Raw genomic sequence first — 24,153 nt, forward strand, 5'->3', positions numbered from 1 at the left:
GATAATAATAGTATTAATTTTCAATTATTATTAAAGTGAAATTTTTCACAAATTTGCATTCATAAGGTGAGGTTGATCACCAATTGTAGGGCGGTACAATGCGCGTCCTTTTTGAGTTTACATTCTGGTTTAAACCATGATTGCAATTTTTGGTATTATTGTTCTGCTTTTTCTTGCGTGGCTAATTTCGGTTGATAGAAAAAGAATTCCATTGAAAATGGTGTCAGTCGCCTTTCTGCTCCAAGTACTTTTTGCATTATTGGTTTTATATGTGCCTGCGGGTAAATCGGCGCTTCAAGCCATTGCTGGTGGCGTTACTTATGTGACAGATTACGGTAATGAAGGGTTATCATTTCTTTTTGGTGGCTTAGCAACAGGTAGCGTTGGTTTTGTATTTGCGGTTAACGTGCTAGGTATTATTGTCTTTTTCTCTGCTCTTATTTCGATGCTGTACCATATTGGTATTATGCAAAAAGTGATCGATGTGTTGGGTGGGGCTCTACAACGTGTACTTGGCACGGGTAGAGCAGAGTCGCTTTCTGCGACAGCCAATATTTTCGTTGGCATGTCTGAAGTGCCGCTGGTGATTAAACCTTACTTAAAGAAGATGGACGACTCCCAACTTTTTGCCGTGATGACATGTGGCATGGCATCTGTTGCAGGTAGCACCATGGTGGGTTATGCAGCCGTTGGTGTTGACCTTCAGTACCTTATTGCAGCTTCGTTCATGTCTGCACCTGCTGGCTTATTAATGTCGAAGATGATTGTACCGCCATCGGTTGATAAGCTACAAGACGACGAGATTTCTTCTGTTGTTATTCCTCGAGCAACTAATATTGTTGAAGCACTTGCCGACGGCGCAATGTCGGGTATGCGCATGGCTGTCACAATTGGTGCCACATTATTGGCATTTATCAGCGTAATCGCATTGTTAAATGGCATGCTGGGTGATGCGGGGGCTTATTTTGGTATCGAGAACCTAAGTTTTGAATTAATCATTGGCTACTTATTCGCCCCTATTGCGTTGCTTATTGGTGTGCCTTGGATTGATGCTGTAACCGCGGGGTCATTGATTGGTCAGAAAGTCGTTATGAATGAGTTTGTTGCATTTATCGACCTAATGAGCTTAAAAGATACGATGCAAGAACACAGTGTTGTTGTGGTGACATTTGCACTATGTGGTTTTGCTAACGTAACAACGCTAGCTATTCTGATTGGTGGTATGGGCAGTTTGATTCCTGAACGTCGCCCGTTTATCGCTGAATATGGTATTCGTGCAGTCATGGCTGGCGTATTAGCTAACCTAATGAGTGCGGCTATCGTTAGCATCATTCTATTGCTTTAGGTTTATACACCTAGTAACGGCAAACTAAAAAAAGCGCAGTCTTCGTTTGAAGATATGCGCTTTTTTGCGTTGAAGAGCTGCTGGTATACTTACCCAGAATGCTATTAGCTACACACTGAACAGTTAGCTTGTTTGCCTAACTTCATTTCTCGCCAACTCATCGACATGGCATCTAGCATTAAAATCTTACCTGTTAATGCTGTACCCATGTTTGCCACTACCTTAATGGCTTCCATTGCCTGTACTGCACCCACAATACCGACCACTGGTGACATAATACCGGCTTCTACGCAGCTTAATGTTTGTTGACCGAATAGGGCACTCAAACATTGGTAGCATGGTTCGTTATCTTGGTAGGTATACACGCTAATTTGACCTTCCATACGAATTGCAGCACCAGATATTAACGGTGTTTTCGTTTGGTGGCATAAACGGTTTAATTGATTACGTGTTTCAACATTGTCGCTGCAATCAAGCACAATTGTGTGTTGTTGAATTAGCGGTAACAATTCATCATCGTTCAGGCGTTGTGCAATCGTATCAATGCTTGTGTAAGGATTGATGGTGGTTAACGCTTGTTTCGCTGATTCAACTTTTAACTGACCAACTGTATTATCGTTATGTAATACCTGACGCTGTAAGTTTGATACTTCAACCTTATCATCATCAATTAAAGTCAGCTTACCCACACCTGCTGCTGCTAGGTATTGTGTGGAAGCACAGCCTAAGCCGCCAGCCCCTAGAATGAGCATGGAAGCGTCTTTTAATGCTTCTTGTCCGTCAAAATCGAATTGGCGAAGAATGATCTGGCGGTTATAACGAAGCATTTCTGCATCAGACAGTTCTGCCACAATATATTCCTGTTCTGTGAGAGTGAAGGGGGCAAAAACGAGATATCAATGATATCCCGTTTCTTTGATTCGTGTATTTAAGCGGATGCCAGTACATCGAACCTTAGTCTTTAAATACTTAGTACATCGAGTGGTTAAACAACTCGATAGTCACATCTTCACCCGGAGAAACGCGTCCACGTTCTTGTTCAAGTACAACAAAGCAGTTAGCTTGATGCATAGAGCTGAATGCACCTGAGCCTTGATTGCCCGTTGTGGCCACTTCGAGTTGTCCTTGCGCGTTAATTTGGTAGATACCGCGTTGGAAGTCAGTACGGCCAGGGCGCTTTTTAAAGAGTGTTGTCGCTTTCGCTGTCATGCGCTGCGGTGGTTGGTACTGAGAATGACCAGACAACTGTGCTAGCATCGGCTGAACAAGCTGGTACAGCGTTAGCATTGCAGAAACAGGGTTACCCGGTAAACCACAGAACCACGTATTATCAATCGTGCCAAATGCGAATGGTTTACCTGGCTTCATGGCTATTTTCCAGAAACCAATTTCGCCTTGCTCATCAAGAATGTCTTTGGTGTAGTCAGCTTCACCGACACTTACACCACCTGATGTAACCAGTACGTCAGCTTCAGATGTTGCTTTCTTGAATGCTTCTCGTAGTTTTTCAGGGCTATCCGGAATGATGCCTAAATCCAATACATCACAGCCAAACTTTTCAAGTAATGCACGAATACCATAACGGTTGCTGTCGTAAATCTGACCAGCTTCTAATGGCTCGCCAACAGATCGTAATTCGTCGCCAGTTGAGAAAAAAGCAGCTACAGGTCGTGCAAAAACAGAAAATTCAGCAATACCCAAAGAAGCGAGTAGTGGCATTTCACGCGCCGTAATACGTGTACCTTTAGCGACAACTGTATCACCTTGATGTACATCGTCACCAATAGGGCGAACGTTGTCATGGGCTTTTGGTTTGATAAGGAAACGAACGTTGTCTCCTTCGACTTCCGTTTCTTCCTGCATGATGACAACATCAGTGCCTTCAGGCATTTGAGCACCAGTCATAATACGAATACATTGACCCGCTTCGCATACACCTTCAAAGGGAACACCAGCAAAAGATTTTCCTGATAGAACAAGGGTATCGTTATCTTTTAGATCGCCAGCGCGAAGAGCGTAGCCATCCATTGCCGAATTAGCAAAAGGCGGTACATTGATTGGAGAACGAATATCTTCAGCAAGAACACGTCCCATTGCATCAGAAAGTGCAACAATCATTACTGAATTAAGTGGCTTAATGTCAGCCAAAATTTTATCTAAAGCCGTTTCTACAGGCATTAAACCTGGTGCGTCACAACATCCCATATTGGTGTCCGTCGTTAGTTATAAGTCATAGGCTTGAATAGCAACTAAGAAAGATTGAAACACGCTCAATATTCTTGATTGGTATTTGCTTGAATGATTATTATGACAAAAAAATGGAGTTTCAACTATTCACTTATCATTTACGAGGTGTAATTGTGTTTATTTACAGGTATCCTTCGGTCAGATTTAGCTCTGGAAGTGTGTTTGTAGGTAATTTCTACACATCATGTTGTAGACGATTTAAGTACAGGCATGACACGTTGGGCTTGTTTTCGCATTAAAGCCCAAGCCAGTTGGAGGGGAAAGAATGACAGCATTAAGCGAATCTGCATTGATGGTACGCGCAGCACTTGAAGAACGTGGGCTTGAAACACCCATGACGAGCAAAGTGGTAAGCCGCGAAGAGAAAAAAGAAAAGATCGAGTATCACATGCGTGAGATCTTAGAGTTATTGTCGTTAGATTTAACCGATGATAGCTTAATGGAAACTCCGCATCGCATCGCTAAGATGTATGTAGATGAAGTTTTTTCTGGTTTAGATTATGCGAATTTCCCAAAAATTACCGTGATCGAAAACAAAATGAAATGTGATGAAATGGTACGTGTAAAAGGCATTACGCTAACCAGTACCTGTGAACATCACCTTGTTACGATTGATGGAAAAGCGACGGTAGCGTACATTCCGCGTGGCAAAATCATTGGTCTATCAAAGATTAATCGCATCGTTCGTTTCTTTGCTCAGCGCCCTCAGGTGCAAGAGCGAATGACACAGCAAATCTTAGTTGCGCTGCAAACATTGCTTGAAAGTGATGATGTGGCCGTAACGATTGATGCGACCCACTACTGCGTGAAAGCTCGTGGTGTGATGGATGCAACCAGTGAAACAACGACGACGGCACTTGGCGGTATCTTTAAGAGAATTCCTGCAACGCGTGCTGAGTTTTTCCACGGCATTCGCTAAGCAAAAATGATTTATCGGAAGCCGCGATTTTTTCGCGGCTTTTTTGTCTGTAAAATTAACGCTTTGCCTAGAACCCAATAGATCCTCGCTGAAATGAGCATCTTGCGATAATTGGGTATAGCCTTCCAGTAGGCAGAGTGTTGTTAGCTTTACGGTAAGTTGAAGCTTTAAATTGAATGGGTTATGAATAGAGCGATATGGATCTTATAAAGCTTTCTCGAATTAGCATGAAACACTTGATTACCTTGCATGTCATGTTAGATACATTAAGCGTAACGGGCAGTGCAGAGCGTCTTTGTGTTAGCCCGTCATCAGTCAGTAAAACATTAAGCCAGTTGCGTGATTCTTTGAATGATGAGCTGTTTTACCGTCACGGTAATAAGCTTGTTGCAACCCCGCTGGCGCGAAGACTTGGCCCTAGTGTTCATCAGATGATTAACGATATGAACCAAATTATGACGCAAGAGGCTTTCGATCCTTCGCGTTATGAAGGTGGTTTTTCATTAGCGATGCGAGAAAGTACTTTTGAGTTAATAGCGGCAAAGTTAAGCACCCATGTATTAAACCTTGCACCGAATATTCGTTTAGATATTTGGTCGAAAGATAGTTTAGGTTTTGATGCGCTAGCCAAAGGTAAGCTTGATTTTGTGATATTACCGCATGATAGAAGTCAGCCACCGAGCACTCAAAATAACCTTATCTGGGAAACCTTAATCGACGATGACATGGTGTGTTTGATGAATCCATCGCACCCTTTAGCTGATCAAACATTGAGTATCGATAACTACCTAAGTTATGGGCACATAGGTATTATGGATACTGATTTAAATGTCCCTTTCTTTGAATTGCAATTAGCACAACAGCATAAAAAAAGAAAAATTACCGTAACCGTGTCTGATTTTGGTAGCGCGGCATTGATGTGCCATCATAGTGATTTACTGTTTACCTGTTCTCGTCGTTGGGCAAACATTGCCTTTCAAGCTAAAGGTTTGTTCAGCAAGCCTTTACCGTTCAATTACGGCGATGTGGCTTATAGCTTGGTGTGGCATCAACCAAGTATGAATGATCCGGCTCACCGTTGGATGTATGAACAAATAAAAGCGTGCTGCAAAGATATAGGCATGTAATCTAGATAGGGTAGTACATGTCTGTATTTGCCTTTATATCTACACTTGTAAATGGTGGTGTGTCCGGTTCTTTATAGATAAATAGGCGGAACGACAATGTTTCTTACATTACGCTCTGTAAGCTGATTAGCTAAATGGGTAATATCACTTTTTTGGCAAGTATCCCATGTTAATGCTTCGCCTGTAACGCCATGATGCTGAAATGCATTAAGTTTAATACGTGTGTCTTTAGGTAATTGCGTTAAATAACTCGCAAGTTCATCAACTTCTGCATCAAAATCTGTTTTTCCTGGTATGTGTAACAACCGCACTTCGTATAACTTATTGTGTTGTGCTAATAGCTCGATACTTTGAAAAACACGATGATGTTGCCGCCCAGTTAGCCATAAATGGGTTTCTTCTTGCCATGCTTTTAAATCAATCATTACACCGTCTGTAAAAGGAAGCAGTTTAGCCCAACTTGTGGTGCGTAAACTCCCATTACTGTCAATCATACAGGTTAAATGCTGTAAATTTGACGATGATTTAATCGCACTAAATAATCCCTGAATAAAGCCTAATTGTAGTGTTGCTTCTCCTCCTGTAACAGTAATACCTGATATGAAAAAGAGGTTGTTACGTATAACATCCAGCATTTCTGCCACGGTATATTGTTGCGTTTTGGGGCTAGATTGCTTCGGGCATACAGCTAAGCAATTATCACAATGGGAGCACAATGACGCATCCCATTTCACTTTTTGTGGATTATTAGGTGCTGGCTTACTTTGCTTGTTTTCAATGATAGAAACGAGCTTAAGTGCACCTGTCGGGCAGGTTTCGACACAATCACCGCAGTGATTGCACATATCGATAGTCTGCGGGTTGTGGCAGCTTTTACACTGGTAGTTGCAACCTTGCAAGAAAATCACCAGCCTATTACCAGGACCATCGACACAAGAGAAATTCAGAATTTTACTGACTGTCGCTGTTCGTTCATTCGAATCTTTTACATGCAGAATATGTTGATTATGTGATTGAACTGTTTTCTGTCTTTCACTCATGTCGAATATGTCACTTATTTGATGTTGGCTTTATTGGTTATTGGTTATTGGTTATTGGTGTTGATTCTTGGTATTAGCTCTTGGTATAGGTGCGCGCTGTTAAACTCACTTTTTCTTATTCCGTATACATGGATTCTGTATAAATCGGTGATTGTTCATGACAGGCGACACGCGGTTTACGGTTCAAAATCCCCGTGTTTTCAGATGCCTCTGCACCTAACCAAGTCGTATTGGTGCGAGATCCTTTTTCTTTAAATACCGCAACATCGGATAACTTGATCATATAGCCTGTCACACGTACTAAGTCGTTAGAAGCAACGTTAGCCGTAAATTCACGAAATCCAAGGTTTAACGCGCCCTTACACAATTGGTACATTGCCTCAGGATTATCTTTAACAGTTTCATCAATCGTCAGAATTTCACTGATACCCGATGTGTAATATTGATGATGTGCTGCCAATGCTTGGATATGCGTAACAGGATCGGGTTCTGTGCCATAAGGAATACGCACGCCAGGTGTTACGTCTTTATCAAGACTAATGCCACCTTGGGCATGCAATAGGGCACGGTTGTTATAGCCATATTTTACGGGTGTAGATTTAACAATATGATCAAGTGTGGCTGAGATTTGATGCCCTAATTGATTCGCTGTTTCATTATGGCCATATAGATTTACTGCTGTTGCGTGATGGTTTTCTTTATTTGTAGTGCTTTTTTCTAGCGAATCTTTTTCGATTAAAATATTGACTGCTTCCGCCATACCGTAGATACCAAACATAGGGGCAAAGCGACTCTCTTCAATTAATTCTTCTTTCACCAAAAAACTATCAAAAAAATGTGATTCCTCATGTAGAAACTGCGTACGTGCTTCAATCAGTTCATACATAACTTGGCAATAATGTGGCAAGGTTTCAGTTAAGAATAATGCGCTGTTTTGGGCTTGTTGTGCGACTTCTTTTAAGTTCATTCGCACTAATGTATTGGCACCGCCCGCTAAAGGTAATGAGTTATAACAGCTTACAATCCCAAAGCCTTTCTCATCATAGTTTTTTGCATGAATAGGGTAATTGGCAATGTGTGGCTTGCTGCATTCACATATGTTGGATGTTGCTACGCGCAGTAAATCATCTGGTGTGATTTCAGGGTCATACATAAAGGTAAGGTTTGGCGCGATTTGTTTCAGCTCTGCGTCAATTTTTAAAATGGTTCGGCAGATTATATTATCAGTAGGACCAATATTCACATGCATGAATGCATCGGGCAAAGTACGGTCGAGCATGATCCAAAACCGTTTCAATTTTCTGTATATTTCATCGTGTGTTAAATCTTGTACATAATCGATTAAAATATCGTCAAGAGAGCCTAAATACACTGGAATATTCGTTACAGAAGGAACATGGTGATAAATGATTGTTAGTGCATTTAATGCATCATCAAAATCGGCCACCGGAGGTAACTCTAAATATTCAGAGCCATTTTGAAGAAATTTAGCGTAATCAGGTAAGACATAGCGCGGCTTAAAGGGGGCGTGTCCTTCAAACATGTCACAGATAATACCAGCTTTCATCGCGGTGTTTACGCTTTCAGGAACAGATACATAGTCAAGGCTAGCTTCTGCTTCTAATGAGAGGTAGGTCGACTTTTGTTTAACTGTCAGCGTGTTATCTGTAATTATGCGTCTAAGGTTGTCTTGTAGGGTCATCACAATATATCCATTTAAGCAGTGTGGATATAAATGTAGCGTGAATAATAAGTTTCCAGAAGTGAAAAATATAAAGGTGTATATTTCCATTTTAGAAATCGGCTATTGTCGATCACACCTACCTTGTTATATGGAGAATAAAATGTTTTCAAAAAAAGTTGCGGTATTATTTGGTGTAGTTACGGCTGTGTCATTGTTATCAGCGTGTTCTACAAAAGAACCTGAGCCAGTAAAGCCAATTGGTATGGCTAATCCTGCTTCTGTTTTCTGTACAGAGCAAGGCGGTAAGCTTGTGATGGAAAAAGATACAGAGGGTAATAGCATAGGGTATTGCCAATTATCTGATGGTACATCTGTCGAGCAATGGGCTTATTTTCGCGAAAATCAGAAATAATAAGAGCACTTTCTTGTGAGAGTAATAGATAAAATACCAGATTAGACATTTTATCTACGCGTCAAAATAAAGGCATGTGAAGAAATGAAAGGTTATATTTTTGTTTAATTAAATCATTGGCTTAAGTTTACTTGTGTTTAGGTTGATGTGTTTAAAAAACATTAGTTGAGATAATTAATAATTAAAAATAGAGACGTTAAATTGTATGAATGGTGTTTTTTTGTCTAAATATAAGAGTATGAACATTATTTTAATGATGAGCTAACTTGGCTCAAGCTTGTATTACTGCTTGATGTACTTTGTGTCACTGGTTGGCATTTATCTATTTTTAAACAATAAGGAGCGCTATAACGATGTTTAATCATAAGCGTATTGTTATACAGCGTTTCAGCACTCTTGTTGCGTTATCTTTTTTTATTTCCGGCAGTGCCTTTGCGGTAGAGTCGGGTGTTTATTCAGATCGTTTGTCTGTGAATGCCCCTGACTCTTCAGTAAAACCACTCGCGCCTATTAATGCTAATTTACCCTCAAGCAATGTTGAGTGGTCTTATCTTGATGCTATAACGGTAAATAGCAGTCGACAGCTATGCCCTAATTCAGGGGCAGCAGTCTGTTTTAAGACGTTGGCAGAGCAAGCCTATGCAGATAATTATTTTTATCCTCTGTGGCAAAACCTCAAGCAACGAAGAGAGTTTGAATTACAGTTAAAATCCGTTGTTGATACAAGGGGGGTCGATGGGCTTAAAGATCGTTTAGATGAGCTGTACTTGCTTGATAAACGTAATGACCAGCGTGCATACGATTTACTTGCTACAGATAGTTACTTTGTTTACCGCAAGTATTTAAATACGATTCAGCGTAATAGAAGTGCCTTGTTTACGTTGGAACAGATGAATTTTTCTTTACAGGAAAATACCTTAAGTACAAAGCATTACTTTCCAATGACAATGGATAAGCTGAGTCTTACTCGTCCCGCCAATGTTCCTTTTGAGCAAAGCATGTCTGTGATTGAAACATTACAGCAATTGCCGCCCCACAGTTTGACGAACTCAGATCTGAAAGGACTTATCCGCAAAGGTGATACGATTGTTGCAGGCAAAGATCTTGCTAAGGTGCTATTCGATTTAAATGACATGACGGAAGCTGAGTATGCTTTCATTACACAAATGCCAACGGTAACGAACAGCGGTACAATGTTAGAGGCGATTAAACGCTTTCAACGGCGTCATGGTTTAGCTGATGATGGAATTATCGGTGCTGCAACCAAAGCCCAACTAGTGATGCCGTATACTGATATTGCGCGCCGAGTTGCTTTAAACATGCAGCGCTTTCGTAATATCAATATGATTGATAACCAGCCACATATTTGGGTGAATATTCCTGATTATATGCTGAAAATTTTTGAGCAAGGTAATGTGATTTTTGAATCTAAAGTGATAGTTGGCCGATCAAGCCGTCCAACTAACTTGTTCTCATCAGCAATAAATACCATTGTGGTAAACCCGACATGGAATGTACCTGAAACAATTAAGCGCAAAGATGTTATTCCTAAAGTGAAGCATTCACGTGATTACTTAGCCGCTCATAATATGCGTATATTGAATAGCTGGCGTGATCGTACTGAAATTCCGGCGGATCAAATAGATTGGGCTAGTGTAAACCCCAAAACGTTCCCTTATGAGTTTCAGCAAGGGCCTGGTCCAAGTAATTCTCTTGGTCGGGTTAAGTTTTTAATGCCAAATGATTACTCGATATATTTACATGACACGCCAGCAAGAGGCTTGTTTAATAAATCTAAGCGGAATCTAAGCTCTGGGTGTGTGCGTGTCGAAAAAGCGTATGATTTAGCCAATTTTATTATCGACTTTCAAAAACGTAAGAATATTGAACCGTTTAATGCAATGTTGAAAGATGGTGATTTAGATACGGTTCGGTTGTCTCAGCGTTTAGGTGTCGATTTTGTATATTTTACTGCGTGGGTTGATGAAAAGAACATCCTACAAATGCGTGAAGATATTTACGGGTATGATAGCCCACAAAAAGAAGCGATCGATTCTCAATTTATATCAATGAAAAACTATCGTAGATAGAGGGATGGGTATACCCAAGTAACCTCAAAGTGCAAGATGTAATATGTAGGATTCAGAGTCATTCTGGTCGTCTTTTGACTAAAATAAAGCCCCTAAAAAGGGGCTGAATTAAAGATGATTGACATGTTAATTGCTAATTTTAAAAGAGCCAACATGATGATCGAGCGTCTGAGCAAGCTCAGATAAGTTCTGGCTTGATCTTTCTAACTCTTGACTCGCCGCTAGGCCAACTTTTACCGAACCATCTACAGTGTCCATGTTGAGGTTGATTTCATTGGCAACGCTAGATTGCTCCTCAGTAGCAGTAGCAACTTGCGTATTCATATCAAGTATCGTCATGATCTGTGCTGAAATTTGTTCAAGGGCTTGCTGAGCTTTTTCCGTCGCTAAAGAGCCCTCTACGGTTAATAATTTACTACTGTCCATCGCATTTACAGCGTTTTGGGCTTCATTCTGTAGTTGGTCAATCATATTTTGAATTTCATTGGTTGACTGAGACGTCTTGGTCGCAAGGTTTCTGACTTCATCTGCAACGACTGCAAAACCACGACCAGCTTCACCAGCTCGTGCAGCCTCAATTGCCGCATTTAACGCCAATAGGTTAGTTTGGTCTGAAATACCTCGAATAACGTCAAGAATAGACCCTATGGATTGTGTTCTATCAGCTAGGGAAGTAATCACCTCTGACATACTGTTCATTTGAGAAGCCAGATCAGTAATGCTGCTGGTTGCTTCCTGCAAGATTTTTTGTCCTTCCTGAGTTTCGACGTTGGCGTTCTCTGCAGATTCTGCGGCACTGGCTGCATTTTGAGAAATTTCACCAATTGTTGCGATCATTTCATTCATCGAAGTTACGACTAATAAAGACTGTTCGCTTTGCTCGTGACCTCGTGATAATGCTTTCTGAGATTGGCTATGAAGCTCTGTTGCAGAGTTGCCTAGCTCTGTTCCCGTATTGACTACTTGACCAATAATTTCATTGATTTTTCCCACAAAGATATTGAAGGCTGTGGAGATATGGGCAATCTCATCGTTGCCTCGTACGGGCAGTCGAATAGTAAGATCGCCATCGCCTTTAGATATATTTTCTAGGGCATGCTGTAATCCGGAAAGCGGTCTTAAGAGTTTGCCTAGTAGCCACATAAGTATACAGCCACAGATAGAGAAGATAGCTAAGATGGCTATTAACTGAGTAATTACAATGCCTTTCGCCGCTTCACTGACTTCAGTGATAGGGATACCAACATCGAAAGTACCGTATAACTCGCCATTAACATAAACAGGTGTCAAAATGTCGTATACCCAAACATCTTGTATATCTGCATACCATTTAGAATGCAGTGCTTTTCCTGTAGTGGCTCCATCAACGGTATAGCTATCGTTATAAGTCTTGTTTAATTTTTCAATATCACTATGAGCAATCGCTTTGACATTTTTGTTAATTACGACAGCATAGCTAATATCTGAACGACTTTTGAGTGATTCGACCAAGTTTTGTAAATCATCTAAAGGTTTTGGAGATGTGCTTAATACATATTCCACATTTTTAGCTAATAATTCAGCTTGTGCCTGAGATTTCTTTAAAATGATCTTGTCAATTTCTTGATGAGATATATAAGAGGTTGAAGTAACACTTGTTATTGCAGCAATTGCGAACATTAGACAGACAACAAATAATATTATTTTTTTCATAACTCGTACCTTTATGCCATTTTCAGCAAGAAAGACCTAACCAATAAATATGAATGAGCATCACTAGGGTGTGTACCCAAGCTGCTCGCTGAGAACACTCTGAATCCTGTATCTTGAGGTGGCTTGAGTATTGGATAAAATGACAATAATAAACTCATGCATCATCAGCAATGAAAACGCTGATTTCAATGTGAAATATTACATAAAAGGCTTACAGATTATCCTCTGCATAACAAAAATATTGATATAGCTCTCTATATAAGTTCAATGAGAAAGGTATATCTGTACATTTGCTTACAATTTGAGCGGCTTACTATACCTTGTGCTTCAAAGAGATAATGATTGCGTGAAAGAGTGACTAAAGTGACTCGAGTGTGAGGGTGGGTTTATAACAATCTTTGTTTTTCTAATTATACTTTTGTCGGGTTATAAAAAGGCTTGCCAACCGACAAGCCTTTTTAGGTATTAATGTAACTTTTACATCAAGAACATATTTTATTATTGTGTTTGTTCAACTTGATCACGAGTTTTCCAAAGCGACGCCACAATAGCCGTTGTTATACTCAGTGCAATTACCGCTAAAGATACTGGCGTTGGAATTGCCCATACAGTTTCCATTAATAGCATCTTGATACCAATGAAGCTAAGAATGAACGCTAGTGCTACGCGTAGGTAGCAGAAACGTGTCAGCATACCTTCCAGTACGAAATACAACGAACGCAAACCTAGCAATGCGAATACGTTAGCCGTAAAGACCAAAAACGGTTCTTGAGTTACCGCAAAGATTGCAGGAATCGAATCTAGTGCGAACATAACATCAGTCAATGCAATAACGGCAACCACAATCATTAGCGGTGTTGCTATCCAGCCTTGGCTGTCTTTCACCAGCATTTTATTGCCTTGATATTCATCACTTACCCGGAAGAACCGCTTAACTAAACGAACAGGCAAGCTGTTAGAAAAGTCTTCTGGTTCCTCTTCACCTTCTTTCCATAACTTATAACCGGTATATAGCAGGAAGGCTGCAAAGATATATAGAACCCAGTGGAACTCACTAAGTAGCTGAGCACCAACGGCAATCATTATGCCACGCAGAATCAGAGCCCCTACAACACCTAGCATCAGTACGCGAGGGCGTAAATGTGCAGGTACAGCAAATTGACCAAATATAAGTGCAAAAACAAATAGATTATCGACACTTAATGACTTCTCAAGTAAGTAACCTGTTAAGAATGCAGTGGCAGCTTGACCATTGGTGTAGCTACTTTCTGGCGCCATTAACGGCCAGTATAAATAGATAACAACGTTGAAAAGTAATGCAAGTGCAACCCAGAAAAGGCTCCAGATTGCTGCTTTTTTGATAGTAACTTTACCGCCGCGAGTTTGATACAAATCCAGCGCTAGCATAAGTACTGTTAATATAGCGAAACCTTCATAACTAAAAAGGCTCATAGTTTTTATCCTTCCAAACGAACGCGGAAGGGTACGGATATTAGACGTGACTAATGACCTTCCGCGCATTAAAAAAACCACACAAAACGTGCAGTAAATAATGGCGTTGGTCTCGTCAAAATGGTGCTTGCTGTTTTAATGAAATGATTTATATCGGTATAGCGTCAATAATCATTTTTCTTTTACAGAAACAAATCCATTCTCGGCTGCCGGAAGCATGGGGCTTCGTGATGACGACAGACGAACAATTGGTGACTACTCCCCAAACAGGGGCATTCTATGCCTACTGAAACTGAGATACCAGCACTATTTCACCCGTAATTACGCTTATTAATAAAAAGCTTTTCTGTGCAAATACGGGGGCGTATGTCTCTTCATAATCCTGTAAGCCTGACATAAGCCGGAATCAGTTACTGAACCCGGTTTATGTAATTAAAATCAGAACGTTTATCTATTGGTTGAGTGAGATACCGCATTTGCTAAAAGTTCTTTTGCAGTATGTTCACACGGTGGTAATTCAATATCCGTTTGATGAATAGCGGTTGTGCGCTCACCCCACTGAATAAACATCGCTCCCCAAGTTAAACCTGCACCAAAAGCCGCTGAAAGTATTTTACTTCCTGCTTGAATTTGACCTTGTTCAACCGCTTCACATAATGCAATAGGCACGGTTGCTGCAGAAGTATTACCGTATTTATGAATGTTAATAAACGCTTTATCTAATGGGATTTTTGCGTGATCACACAACGCTTCAATAATACGTTTGTTTGCCTGGTGAGGGATAACAACATCAATATCATTACTGTCTAGTTCAGCACGATTAAGCACCGTATTCGCCGCTGATCCCATGCCGCGTACGGCGCTTCGGAAAATATCACGACCAACAAAATCAAAAGCAAAATGGCCTGATTCTGGGTCGTAACGATCCATCGCTGTACCAAATTTAGGTATGGCAAGTACATCACGGCCTTTCGAGTCACAACCTAATTGTGCTTGAAGTACACCAACAGGCTTATCTGTTTTACTTAAGACGACAGCGCCAGCACCATCACCAAATAAAACCGCGGTATCACGCTTGCTCCAGTCTAAATACCAAGATAAACGTTCTGCACCAATCACTAAAGCGTGACGGTAAGCACCGGCTTGGATCATACGCGTCGCAGTTTCTAATCCGTACAAAAATCCAGTACATGCCGCATTCATATCAAAAGCGGCTGCTTTACTAGCACCGAGTTCTAATTGAACCTTAGAAGCAATATTGGGAATTAATGTATCAGGTGAACAAGTAGCAACAATGATTAAATCAAGTTCGTTGGCATCAATGCCGGCAGCTGCTAATGCTCGTGCGCCAGCAACATGTGCTAAGTCTGATGTATTTACATGGCTGATATGGCGAGATTCAATACCGGTACGGCTTTTAATCCATTCATCAGATGTTTCAACAAATGTACTGAGTTCATCATTGGTGAGTATTGCTGGTGGTAAACATTTTCCCCAGCCAGTGATTTCAGCGTAATGCAGCATAGTTCCCTTCGCTATCGTAATGGCCTGTCTTTATTCATGCATAGTTCGGCATCAATAGTGGTTGGCGTATTTTAATGTTTAAAGAATTGAATCGTGGAGGTCACGTATTTTCAATTGGTACAGAATTATTTTCTATACTACGTCAGTCGCGTATTAGTGCAAGGCAGAAGCTTATGTTTACCTTCAGTTGGTTAAGTGGATAATAGAACTGTTAACTATGATTGATTTAAACTGGTGTAGGGAAGAATAATGGTGCGTTTTGGTGTAATTGGAACAAATTGGATTACTGAAAAATTTATCGAAGGGGCACATGCATCAGGAAAGATGCAGCTTACTGGCGTGTATTCTCGAGAGATGGACAGAGCAAAAGAATTTGCGGCTAAATTCAGTGTTGATCATAGTTTTGATAGCCTAGAAGAAATGGCTGCAAGCGATATGATTGATGCCGTATATATTGCTAGTCCTAATTCTTTTCACGCACCACAAGCCAAACTGTTTATTGAAAATAGTAAGCATGTTATTGGTGAAAAACCGCTCGCATCGAATATTCATGAAATTGAATCGTTGATTGCGTTAGCGCAAGAAAAAGACGTTGTGCTTTTTGAAGCTCTTAAAACGACTTACAACCCAAATTTTAAAATATTGCAGCAAGCACTTCCTAAGCTTGGAAAACTGCGAAAAGTGCACTTTACCTATTGCCAGCATTCATCACGTTACCAAAAGTTTTTAAACGGTGAAAACCCGAATACATTTAACCCGAAATTTTCAAACGGTTCATTAATGGATATCGGTATTTATCCACTCAGTGTTGCGATTGGCTTATTTGGAGAACCGAAGAGCTTTACTGCTCAAGGTGTATTATTGCATTCTGGGGTTGATGCTCACGGTACATTGGTGCTGCATTATGATGATTTTGATGCGGTGATTTCTCACTCTAAAGTCAGTAATGGTTATGCGCCAAGTGAACTGCAAGGTGAGCAAGCATCAATTCTGATTGAAAGCATTTCTGAGTGTGAAACGGTGTCGATATTGCGTCAAGGTGAGCCTGCTGTTGTGCTATCACAAGATCAAGGTGCAAATACGATGCAGTATGAAGCTGACGTTTTCGCTGACCTTATTGAAACAAAACAAACAATGCATGCAGGTTTAGATCGTACATGTATTGTAAGTGCCATTATTACACGTGCTCGCGAGATTACTGGGGTTCGATTCCCTGCTGATGAAATTGTGTAATATCCCCCATTTTCGCTGAAACGAGCATCTTGAGGCAACTTGGGTATAGCTTATATTTAGTGGTGAAAATCATAAAAAAGGTGGTCTACAAGAGACCACCTGAATGGGGGGGAAGTTGATTATGATTTTAGAATCACTTTAAATCACTGTTACCAGAACAACCATGCAAACGTTGTTAGTGCAATAATACAGGCAAGATTCAAGTAGATACCCACCTTCATCATCTCACTTTGCTTAATATGCCCAGAACCAAAGACGATGGCATTCGGTGGCGTTGCTACAGGTAACATGAATGCACATGACGCGGCAACAGCGATAAGTGCAGAAAGAATAATAGGTGAAACGCCTAACGCTTCTGCAACCGTTGCAAAAACAGGCACTAGCAGTGCAGCACTTGCGGTGTTACTGGCAAATTCAGTAAGGAATACCACGAAACTCACAATCACTAAGATAGTAAAGAACAAGCCAGCTTGCTCAAGGAAGCCACTAAGACTATGTGCCAAGAAAACACTAGTACCTGTTGCTTTCAGTACGTTACTTAGACAAATGCCACCACCGAACAGAATCAATACACCCCAGTCGGTAGATTTTTCGATGTCTTTCCATTCAACAACTCGTGATACACCAAGCAAGATGATTGCAAATAAAGCGACTAAGGTATCGAATTTGCTAAAGCCACCTAAGAAAGCATTGACTGGTTTACTGAATATCCATAAAGAGACAGTAAGCGCAAAAATAGCGAGTGTAATCAGTTTACCGTTATCCCATTTTACTGGTGTATGGTCGAGTTCAAATGTATGCGAAAGGTTTGGCTTTAAAATGAAATAAAGTAGCGCCACTGTAATAGGAAGTAGAATCATGGCAATTGGCACACCAAATTCCATCCATTCAGTAAAACTTAAACCAACTTCGGCAGCAGCAATTGCGTTGGGTGGGCTACCAACAACGGTTGCAATACCACCAATACTTGCACAATAAGCAATACCTAATAGTACAAACACGTAGGTACCACGTTCACTTTTGGCGTTTACTTTATTAAGTACACCTAATACTAGCGGTAACATCATTGCTGTTGTGGCTGTATTACTGATCCACATAGAAAGCCCTGCAGTTACACCGAAAAGCATAAAGACAGCAACAGACATTTTACCTTTAGCAAGAATAAGTACTTTATCTGCAATGGCTTTATCAAGCTCTTGCTTATGAAGTGCAGCGGCTAACGCAAACCCACCAAGAAATAAGAATATAATTGGATTTGAAAAGTTGGTTAATGCTTGTGGAGTTTGAAAAATGCCAAAACCTACCGCGAGTACAGGAACGAGAATAGCGGTAATGCTGACATGAACAGCTTCGGTAAGCCAAAGTATCGCGACAAAAGTCAGTATACAAAGCCCGATAACAACATCTCTTTCAAAAGGTAGGGTATTTAGCATGATTGAGAATAATAAGATATTTCCGATGAATATCATGCTGTTTCGATTCAGCAGCCAGTTTTTAAGTGTGAGCGTTAAGGCTGTCATAGACTTTCCTTCCATTGGTTATCGTTGTGTCTATTAGCGGAACCACAACGGTGTAGTTGCTAAGAATGTTACACTTTATCTGTCTTTTGTTAATGCCTTGCTGGTCAGTTGTTGCTCTGTTGGCGGAGTAATTATAATTTTTGTGAGGTTATTGATTTCTTATGTGTAGAGATCTACCCATTGAATAGGATGGGTAGAAAACAAGGCAAAACGCGAGAAGGGTAGTTACGTAGTGTCATTAGATATTCATTATTAATGAGAGTCTGTATTTTATTATTGGTAGTTATCATTCATTAAGTGCAGGCTAAGTGTTGTTGCTTTGTGTTATTCGATACGGTCAATGTTAAAGGTTAATTGTTATATATAAATAACCTATCGAATAACCATTTATTGACTAATATATTAGTAGCCATCATGTGTAGAAAATAACGGGTTAAGGTGGCCGATATTAAAAATTAGGCCAGAAAAAAGCGTGATTTATATCGCATAAAATATTTCATTGATTAAAAAAACTCGCTCAAACTCAATGCCTTATGTATCATATGTCTAGGTTCTTTTTATGAATAAGAATCACAAAAATAATACTAAAATAAAGGCTAGGTTAAAATGAGTTCCAAAAATGCACCATTGCGTAAAAGGATACACGCTGAAGCTCAAGAACATATGAGGCAAGTGCGAGCTAGGTGTCTGCGAGAGCTTAAAAATAATTCAAAAAACAGTAGTTGTGATGAATGATTGAAGTATATATTCGTAGTTCGAATTTATTTTTCACTAAAAAAGCCAGTATTAATACTGGCTTTTTTAATGAATTTTAAAAGAAGACATACTAATTAAAATTATTTAATTGGCCGTTCATTTGGCGGTTTTGTTATCAATGTTAGCGCTTATTTTATCATTTTTTGTGGGTTCTATTGGCTCTTTAGGGCCAAGAAAACGCGGCTGAATATCTAATACGTATAAATCGATCACCGCTTTACCACGAGCTAGTACTTCTCTAAGTCGAATTTTAAACCCTGCCAACCCTCTTGGTTCGGGTACCGCCAAACAAATCGCATCGATGTTATTGCTCTCTGCTATAAACAGTGCACGCTCACAATGGAATTTTTGGGTAATAATAACAAAGTGATCGGCTTCAAAAACCTCTTTAGCGCGAACAACAGAATCTAAGGTTCTAAAACCCGCATAATCGAGCACAATATCGCTATCTGGAATGCCTGACTTTAATAAATCACGTTTCATTGTCCAAGGTTCATTATATGAGCGATGGGCGTTATCACCACTCAATAAAAAAACGTTAATTTTCCCTTGTAGATAAAGCTCAAGTGCAGCTTCCATACGATAGCTGTAATAAGGGTTCAACGTTTTAGCGATGTATTTACTCGTGCCGAGTACTAACCCAATAGAGCGAGAAGGAATATGAGAGACGTCATAAAAAATACGTTCGGAAGTACTCGCTGAAACCCAGCGATCGATCAGTAAACTAGTACTAACTAAAATGATACAGAGAACTGCAAAAAAGCGACATATTGTGAGCAGTTTCATAACTATCCAAAGATAAAATAGATTCGATAATATTACCTTAATCTATTAATAATGTTGCGTTAAAAACGTGTCAAAAGTGATGTAAATTTTACCTGTTGGTACAAATTTAAGCATAACGAGTATTTGTTTACCATGTGAATTATAACTAACAGCTGGTTATTGATTGTAACTTATGCGGTTATCTTTCAATATATTAAAAAGCCCGCTCGAAGCGGGCTTTATGTTTCATTTCTGCGAAATTACGTATTAGAAAGAAGTACGTTTGTAATTACGGTAATCTGACTGCCAGAAGTTAGCATCGATTTTCTCAAGGATACGATCATCAGAGTTCTTCGGTGCTTTACCTTGTTCAATGGCTTTTTTCGCAACAGCAAATGCGATCTTACGTGATACTTTTTGAATATCTTCAAGTGGTGGAAGCAATGCCCCCTGACCGTTGATTGCAAGCGGAGAACACTCTGCCAATGCACGGCTACTTTCCATTAGCATTTCATCTGTAACACGGCGAGCATTTACTGCTAGTACGCCTAGACCAATACCAGGGAAGATGTAGCTGTTGTTACACTGTGCAATTGGGTATGTTTTACCGTTATGTACAACAGGTTCGAATGGTGAGCCTGTTGCTACCAATGCGTTACCGTCAGTCCAACGAATGATGTCGGCTGGTGTTGCTTCGACACGGCTAGTTGGGTTAGATAACGGGAATATGATAGGGCGCTCGCAGTGGGCATGCATTTCACGGATCACTTCTTCACTAAATAGACCCGGTACGCCAGATACGCCAATTAGTACGGTTGGTTTCGCATTGCGCATTACATCAAGCAATGAAACATTGTTGTCTGCTAGATCCCAATCATTCACAGTATCGCGTTTCTGAACCAGTGCCTGTTGGAAGTTAAGCAGGTTTGGCATGTCGTTAATCAGCAAGCCCCAACGGTCGACCATGAATACTTGGCTGCGTGCTTGCGCTTCAGAAATACCTTCAGATACCATTTGTGCAACAATCGCTTCAGCAATACCACAACCTGCTGAACCAGCACCCAAGAAAGAAATTCGCTGTTCAGACAGTTTACTCTTCGCCGCTTTACACGCCGCAAGTAATGAACCTACAGTAACAGCAGCTGTACCTTGAATGTCATCGTTGAAACAGCAGACTTTGTTTTTGTAACGCTCAAGCAATGGCATAGCATTCTTTTGTGCGAAATCTTCAAATTGAATTAACGCATCTGGCCAACGTTGCTTAACTGCTTGAATGAACTCATCAACAAACTTGTCGTATTCCTGTCCAGAAATACGAGTATGACGCCAGCCCATGTACATAGGGTCAGATAAACGTTGCGGGTTGTTAGTACCAACATCTAGTACAACGGGTAGAGTATATGCAGGGCTTATACCACCACAAGCGGTGTAAAGTGCTAGCTTACCAATGGGAATACCCATGCCGCCGATACCCTGATCGCCAAGACCAAGAATACGCTCGCCATCGGTTACAACAATAACTTTTACGTTTTGACGAGAGGCATTGTTTAGCATGTCTTCAATGCGGTCACGGTTCGGGTACGAGATAAACAGACCACGACCACGACGATAAATGTTAGAGAAATCTTCACAAGCCGCGCCAACTGTTGGCGTATAAATAATCGGCATCATTTCTGTGATGTGATTTTCAACCAAACGGTAGAATAACGTTTCATTTGTATCTTGGATATTACGAAGATAGATGTGCTTATCCATATCTTTATCAAACTTTTGGTATTGTTGATAAGCACGTTCTGTTTGTTCTTCTATAGATTCAATTGCTTCAGGAAGCAGACCTTCCAAGTTGAAGAACATACGTTCTTCTATAGAGAATGCACTACCTTTATTTAGCAGAGGTGTTTCAAGTAAAGCAGGACCGGCGTAGGGGATGTATAAAGGTCTTTTATCGTTGTTCATGCAATAGACTCTGTTTATGTTTAGAAGAAGGCATAAATGAAAATTTTAGTATAACTTTCATTTAGGGCGTCAATCGTAGAGCGTCGAGGCGCGTAATTCAAAGGATGATGACATAAATTTCGCGTCCGAGATCATGTTTTTGTATATTTGTGGGGATTTTCCCCGATCCTGATTCATTAAGCGTTAAAAACAATATGCTAAGGTAATTAATAAGTTAGCTAGTAACACTAATTTTGTGACTCTACATAGTGTTTTGTAACGAAGTGTACGGTTGCTGTATGACAATATAATGTTTGTATTTAAACATAAAACCCGCTGTTAGCGGGTTTTATGTTATTCATTCTAGCGCAGGGAGGATGGATTAACTACTGTGAGAGCTCAAACCGTATTTTTTGATTTTTCGGTATAACGTTGCAATACCAATCCCGAGTTCATCTGCAACTAACTTCCGGTTGCTTAACCGACTAATTGCTTCTTCAATTCGAATCTTTTCCATCTCTTCTAAGCTCATAATGCTGTCATCAATAATCAGTTGATCACTTTTATGTTCTAGTACTGTGCCTTCAAAGTAGGGAGGTAATAGATCGACATCGATAGCATCACCTTCTGGTACCACATTGACGAGGTATTCAATAAGATTGCTCAACTCACGCACATTGCCTGGCCAATGGTATGCATTCAGCCGCGACATAACGGCAGGTGTAATACCCGGATAGCTAACACCGATTTTACGGGTGTGAATATCAAGAAAGAAGTGGATTAGCAGCTCAACATCTTTTCCGCGTTCTTTTAAAGTGGGTAAATGAATGGGAATGACGTTTAAACGGTAATATAAATCCTCTCTGAACTTGTTGGTGGCGATCATTTCAGAGAAATTACGGTTTGTTGCTGAAATCACGCGAATATTGACGGGAATAGCCGTATTTGAGCCAATCGGCATGACTTCTCGTTCTTCTAATACCCTTAATAATTTCGCTTGTAGCGTCATCGACATATCACCGATTTCATCAAGAAATAGGGTACCTTGATTGGCGGCTTGAATTAGCCCTGTTTTTCCTTTGCTTGATGCACCAGTAAATGCCCCTTTTACGTAGCCAAACAGTTCACTTTCTAATAATTGGTCTGGGATTGCAGCACAGTTAATGGCAATAAAAGGCTTGCTAGCACGATCGCTCATATTATGAACCGCATGCGCGATAACTTCTTTACCTGTGCCGCTATCACCATTAATTAATACACTTGAAGGGCTGCTGGCAATACGAGAAATAAGCACCTTGAGTTGCTGCATTTTTTTACACTCACCAATCACACTTGTAAATTGTGCCTTCGGTACTTCGCTAATCGAGAAAGATGTATTTGGTTGATAGAAAGCCATAATAAAGAGTTGGTGCCCTTGAATATCATGGAACTGACCAACCACTAATTCTTGGCGTTTACCTAAAGAAATTATGTGCTGTTGATGACCTTTAAGGTCGTTATTGTGAATGGATAAAGGTTGGATGTTTACTTCTACCCGTACTAATTCTTCTTTTTCTATATTCAAATTAGTGAGGGCTGGCGTATTCCCATATTGAACTCGGTTATGTTCATCGAGTACTAATACACCTTGATCCATATTTTCGATAAGACTAGTAAACACTTTATCAAGCCCGTGCTCTGAGTCGTTTATGTCCAAAACTTTTGAGACAAACAGCTCTGAAATGTGCCGAATATAGTCGGAAAATAGCTGAGCATTTTCTTTGATTTTTTCACGCGACTCGATATTAAATGCCACTAAGCTGATCACACCGATACAGCGGTCTTCAATCATAATGGGGACGCCAAGAAAAGCAGTTTCACGACAGCTCGTTTTGTTCGTACATCCATCGCACAATGGATCGGTACGTGATTTAACGACGACTTTTTCTTGGTGTGTTTCCAAAATATAGCGAAATATTCTGGAACTTGTATTTAACTTCTTACCAAAAAACTTACTGTAAGGACCAGTACCCGCAATACGTACTAAATTGGCATCAACCACTTCTGCATCCAGTTGAAGTACGGCAGAAAGCATCTGGGTGAAGCGCAGAATGGTTGGTTGCAATTGCATTAATTCTGATTGATGTGTGGTGTTCAACATAATTCAGTTCTATCCCTAAATAATACTTCTATAACTTAATCAAGTATTGCTTGCATCAATTTGATGTGAATCAGGCTTTTATCGTCGAGTGATAATACGAAATAGGAATTGCTAGCGGGGTCACACCTGAATATCAATATGATAATTGACACTGTGATCACTATCATTTTGGTCACTATCACTGATAGCCGATGATAGTGATAATTTGGCTATAAATATTAAGTAACTTTCCCTGTGTAAATGTAAGCTGTTGTTTTTTAATGTGTTAAATC

The 24,153-nt window shown here is 40.2% G+C and carries 17 protein-coding genes; 6 read left to right on the forward strand and 11 right to left on the reverse strand.

Features of this window, described 5'->3' with window-relative positions:
• Positions 1–136 precede the first annotated feature (136 nt).
• Entirely contained in the window at positions 137–1,345 is a 1,209-nt protein-coding gene (locus C9J47_RS23260) for a NupC/NupG family nucleoside CNT transporter (RefSeq protein ID WP_107255633.1), read from the forward strand.
• 104 nt (positions 1,346–1,449) lie between these two features.
• On the opposite strand, the gene moeB is transcribed toward C9J47_RS23260, so the two are convergent.
• On the reverse strand, positions 1,450–2,196 hold the full coding sequence (gene moeB / locus C9J47_RS23265; RefSeq protein WP_107255634.1) for a molybdopterin-synthase adenylyltransferase MoeB: 747 nt from the start codon (positions 2,194–2,196) through the stop codon (positions 1,450–1,452).
• A 118-nt stretch (positions 2,197–2,314) separates the two neighbouring features.
• Entirely contained in the window at positions 2,315–3,550 is a 1,236-nt protein-coding gene (gene moeA, locus C9J47_RS23270) for a molybdopterin molybdotransferase MoeA (protein WP_107255635.1), read from the reverse strand.
• A gap of 307 nt (positions 3,551–3,857) precedes the next feature.
• Between moeA and folE the strand changes: the two genes are divergently transcribed.
• The gene (gene folE, locus C9J47_RS23275) at positions 3,858–4,511 is read left to right on the forward strand and encodes a GTP cyclohydrolase I FolE (protein WP_006232024.1); all 654 of its coding nucleotides are present in this window, start codon (positions 3,858–3,860) and stop codon (positions 4,509–4,511) included.
• A 197-nt stretch (positions 4,512–4,708) separates the two neighbouring features.
• Positions 4,709–5,638, forward strand: coding sequence for a LysR family transcriptional regulator (locus C9J47_RS23280; protein ID WP_107255636.1), 930 nt, complete (start codon positions 4,709–4,711; stop codon positions 5,636–5,638).
• Between the two features lie 71 nt (positions 5,639–5,709).
• Here C9J47_RS23280 and C9J47_RS23285 read toward each other — a convergent pair whose 3' ends face one another.
• Both C9J47_RS23285 and C9J47_RS23290 read right to left on the reverse strand, forming a co-directional pair.
• A complete protein-coding gene (locus C9J47_RS23285) occupies positions 5,710–6,678 on the reverse strand; it encodes a YjjW family glycine radical enzyme activase (RefSeq protein ID WP_107255637.1) in 969 nt (322 codons plus the stop codon).
• Between the two features lie 115 nt (positions 6,679–6,793).
• Positions 6,794–8,380: a YjjI family glycine radical enzyme gene (locus tag C9J47_RS23290; RefSeq protein WP_107255638.1), complete on the reverse strand. Its 1,587-nt coding sequence runs from the start codon at positions 8,378–8,380 to the stop codon at positions 6,794–6,796.
• A gap of 142 nt (positions 8,381–8,522) precedes the next feature.
• On the opposite strand from C9J47_RS23290, the gene C9J47_RS23295 reads away from it, so the two are divergent.
• Together C9J47_RS23295 and C9J47_RS23300 are read left to right on the forward strand one after the other, a co-directional pair.
• The gene (locus C9J47_RS23295; protein WP_107255639.1) at positions 8,523–8,774 is read left to right on the forward strand and encodes a putative hemolysin; all 252 of its coding nucleotides are present in this window, start codon (positions 8,523–8,525) and stop codon (positions 8,772–8,774) included.
• A gap of 353 nt (positions 8,775–9,127) precedes the next feature.
• Entirely contained in the window at positions 9,128–10,864 is a 1,737-nt protein-coding gene (locus C9J47_RS23300) for a L,D-transpeptidase family protein (RefSeq protein ID WP_107255640.1), read from the forward strand.
• A 126-nt stretch (positions 10,865–10,990) separates the two neighbouring features.
• On the opposite strand, the gene C9J47_RS23305 is transcribed toward C9J47_RS23300, so the two are convergent.
• The 3 genes from C9J47_RS23305 to C9J47_RS23315 form a co-directional block, all read right to left on the reverse strand.
• Positions 10,991–12,556: a methyl-accepting chemotaxis protein gene (locus tag C9J47_RS23305; protein ID WP_107255641.1), complete on the reverse strand. Its 1,566-nt coding sequence runs from the start codon at positions 12,554–12,556 to the stop codon at positions 10,991–10,993.
• A 498-nt stretch (positions 12,557–13,054) separates the two neighbouring features.
• Positions 13,055–14,008 carry a TerC family protein gene (locus C9J47_RS23310; protein WP_107255642.1) on the reverse strand — a complete coding sequence of 318 codons (954 nt, stop codon included), beginning with the start codon at positions 14,006–14,008 and terminating at the stop codon, positions 13,055–13,057.
• Between the two features lie 447 nt (positions 14,009–14,455).
• Positions 14,456–15,532 (reverse strand): ketoacyl-ACP synthase III, encoded by a 1,077-nt coding sequence (locus tag C9J47_RS23315; RefSeq protein ID WP_107255643.1) that lies wholly within the window; start codon positions 15,530–15,532, stop codon positions 14,456–14,458.
• Between the two features lie 249 nt (positions 15,533–15,781).
• On the opposite strand from C9J47_RS23315, the gene C9J47_RS23320 reads away from it, so the two are divergent.
• Entirely contained in the window at positions 15,782–16,765 is a 984-nt protein-coding gene (locus C9J47_RS23320; protein WP_107255644.1) for a Gfo/Idh/MocA family protein, read from the forward strand.
• Positions 16,766–16,914: 149 nt separating this feature from the next.
• Here the strand turns inward: C9J47_RS23320 and C9J47_RS23325 are convergent, their stop codons facing one another.
• The 4 genes from C9J47_RS23325 to C9J47_RS23340 form a co-directional block, all read right to left on the reverse strand.
• Positions 16,915–18,285 (reverse strand): SLC13 family permease, encoded by a 1,371-nt coding sequence (locus C9J47_RS23325; protein ID WP_107255645.1) that lies wholly within the window; start codon positions 18,283–18,285, stop codon positions 16,915–16,917.
• 852 nt (positions 18,286–19,137) lie between these two features.
• A complete protein-coding gene (locus C9J47_RS23330) occupies positions 19,138–19,827 on the reverse strand; it encodes a SanA/YdcF family protein (protein ID WP_107255646.1) in 690 nt (229 codons plus the stop codon).
• A 246-nt stretch (positions 19,828–20,073) separates the two neighbouring features.
• Entirely contained in the window at positions 20,074–21,762 is a 1,689-nt protein-coding gene (locus tag C9J47_RS23335) for an NAD-dependent malic enzyme (RefSeq protein WP_006232011.1), read from the reverse strand.
• Between the two features lie 361 nt (positions 21,763–22,123).
• Complete coding sequence (locus tag C9J47_RS23340; RefSeq protein WP_107255647.1) at positions 22,124–23,881, reverse strand: sigma 54-interacting transcriptional regulator; 1,758 nt, start codon at positions 23,879–23,881, stop codon at positions 22,124–22,126.
• Between the last annotated feature and the right edge of the window lie 272 nt (positions 23,882–24,153).

It is taken from the genome of Photobacterium indicum (assembly GCF_003026215.1).
Taxonomy (GTDB): Bacteria; Pseudomonadota; Gammaproteobacteria; order Enterobacterales; family Vibrionaceae; genus Photobacterium; species Photobacterium indicum.

What these genes read in the sequence shown, in the direction of transcription:
- C9J47_RS23260 (WP_107255633.1), top strand. Translation starts at nt 137, where the DNA reads ATGATTGCAATTTTTGGTATTATTGTTCTGCTTTTTCTTGCGTGGCTA.
- moeA (WP_107255635.1), bottom strand. Translation starts at nt 3,550, where the DNA reads ATGGGATGTTGTGACGCACCAGGTTTAATGCCTGTAGAAACGGCTTTA.
- folE (WP_006232024.1), top strand. Translation starts at nt 3,858, where the DNA reads ATGACAGCATTAAGCGAATCTGCATTGATGGTACGCGCAGCACTTGAA.
- C9J47_RS23280 (WP_107255636.1), top strand. Translation starts at nt 4,709, where the DNA reads ATGGATCTTATAAAGCTTTCTCGAATTAGCATGAAACACTTGATTACC.
- C9J47_RS23285 (WP_107255637.1), bottom strand. Translation starts at nt 6,678, where the DNA reads ATGAGTGAAAGACAGAAAACAGTTCAATCACATAATCAACATATTCTG.
- C9J47_RS23290 (WP_107255638.1), bottom strand. Translation starts at nt 8,380, where the DNA reads ATGACCCTACAAGACAACCTTAGACGCATAATTACAGATAACACGCTG.
- C9J47_RS23295 (WP_107255639.1), top strand. Translation starts at nt 8,523, where the DNA reads ATGTTTTCAAAAAAAGTTGCGGTATTATTTGGTGTAGTTACGGCTGTG.
- C9J47_RS23300 (WP_107255640.1), top strand. Translation starts at nt 9,128, where the DNA reads ATGTTTAATCATAAGCGTATTGTTATACAGCGTTTCAGCACTCTTGTT.
- C9J47_RS23305 (WP_107255641.1), bottom strand. Translation starts at nt 12,556, where the DNA reads ATGAAAAAAATAATATTATTTGTTGTCTGTCTAATGTTCGCAATTGCT.
- C9J47_RS23310 (WP_107255642.1), bottom strand. Translation starts at nt 14,008, where the DNA reads ATGAGCCTTTTTAGTTATGAAGGTTTCGCTATATTAACAGTACTTATG.
- C9J47_RS23315 (WP_107255643.1), bottom strand. Translation starts at nt 15,532, where the DNA reads ATGCTGCATTACGCTGAAATCACTGGCTGGGGAAAATGTTTACCACCA.
- C9J47_RS23320 (WP_107255644.1), top strand. Translation starts at nt 15,782, where the DNA reads ATGGTGCGTTTTGGTGTAATTGGAACAAATTGGATTACTGAAAAATTT.
- C9J47_RS23325 (WP_107255645.1), bottom strand. Translation starts at nt 18,285, where the DNA reads ATGACAGCCTTAACGCTCACACTTAAAAACTGGCTGCTGAATCGAAAC.
- C9J47_RS23330 (WP_107255646.1), bottom strand. Translation starts at nt 19,827, where the DNA reads ATGAAACTGCTCACAATATGTCGCTTTTTTGCAGTTCTCTGTATCATT.
- C9J47_RS23335 (WP_006232011.1), bottom strand. Translation starts at nt 21,762, where the DNA reads ATGAACAACGATAAAAGACCTTTATACATCCCCTACGCCGGTCCTGCT.
- C9J47_RS23340 (WP_107255647.1), bottom strand. Translation starts at nt 23,881, where the DNA reads ATGTTGAACACCACACATCAATCAGAATTAATGCAATTGCAACCAACC.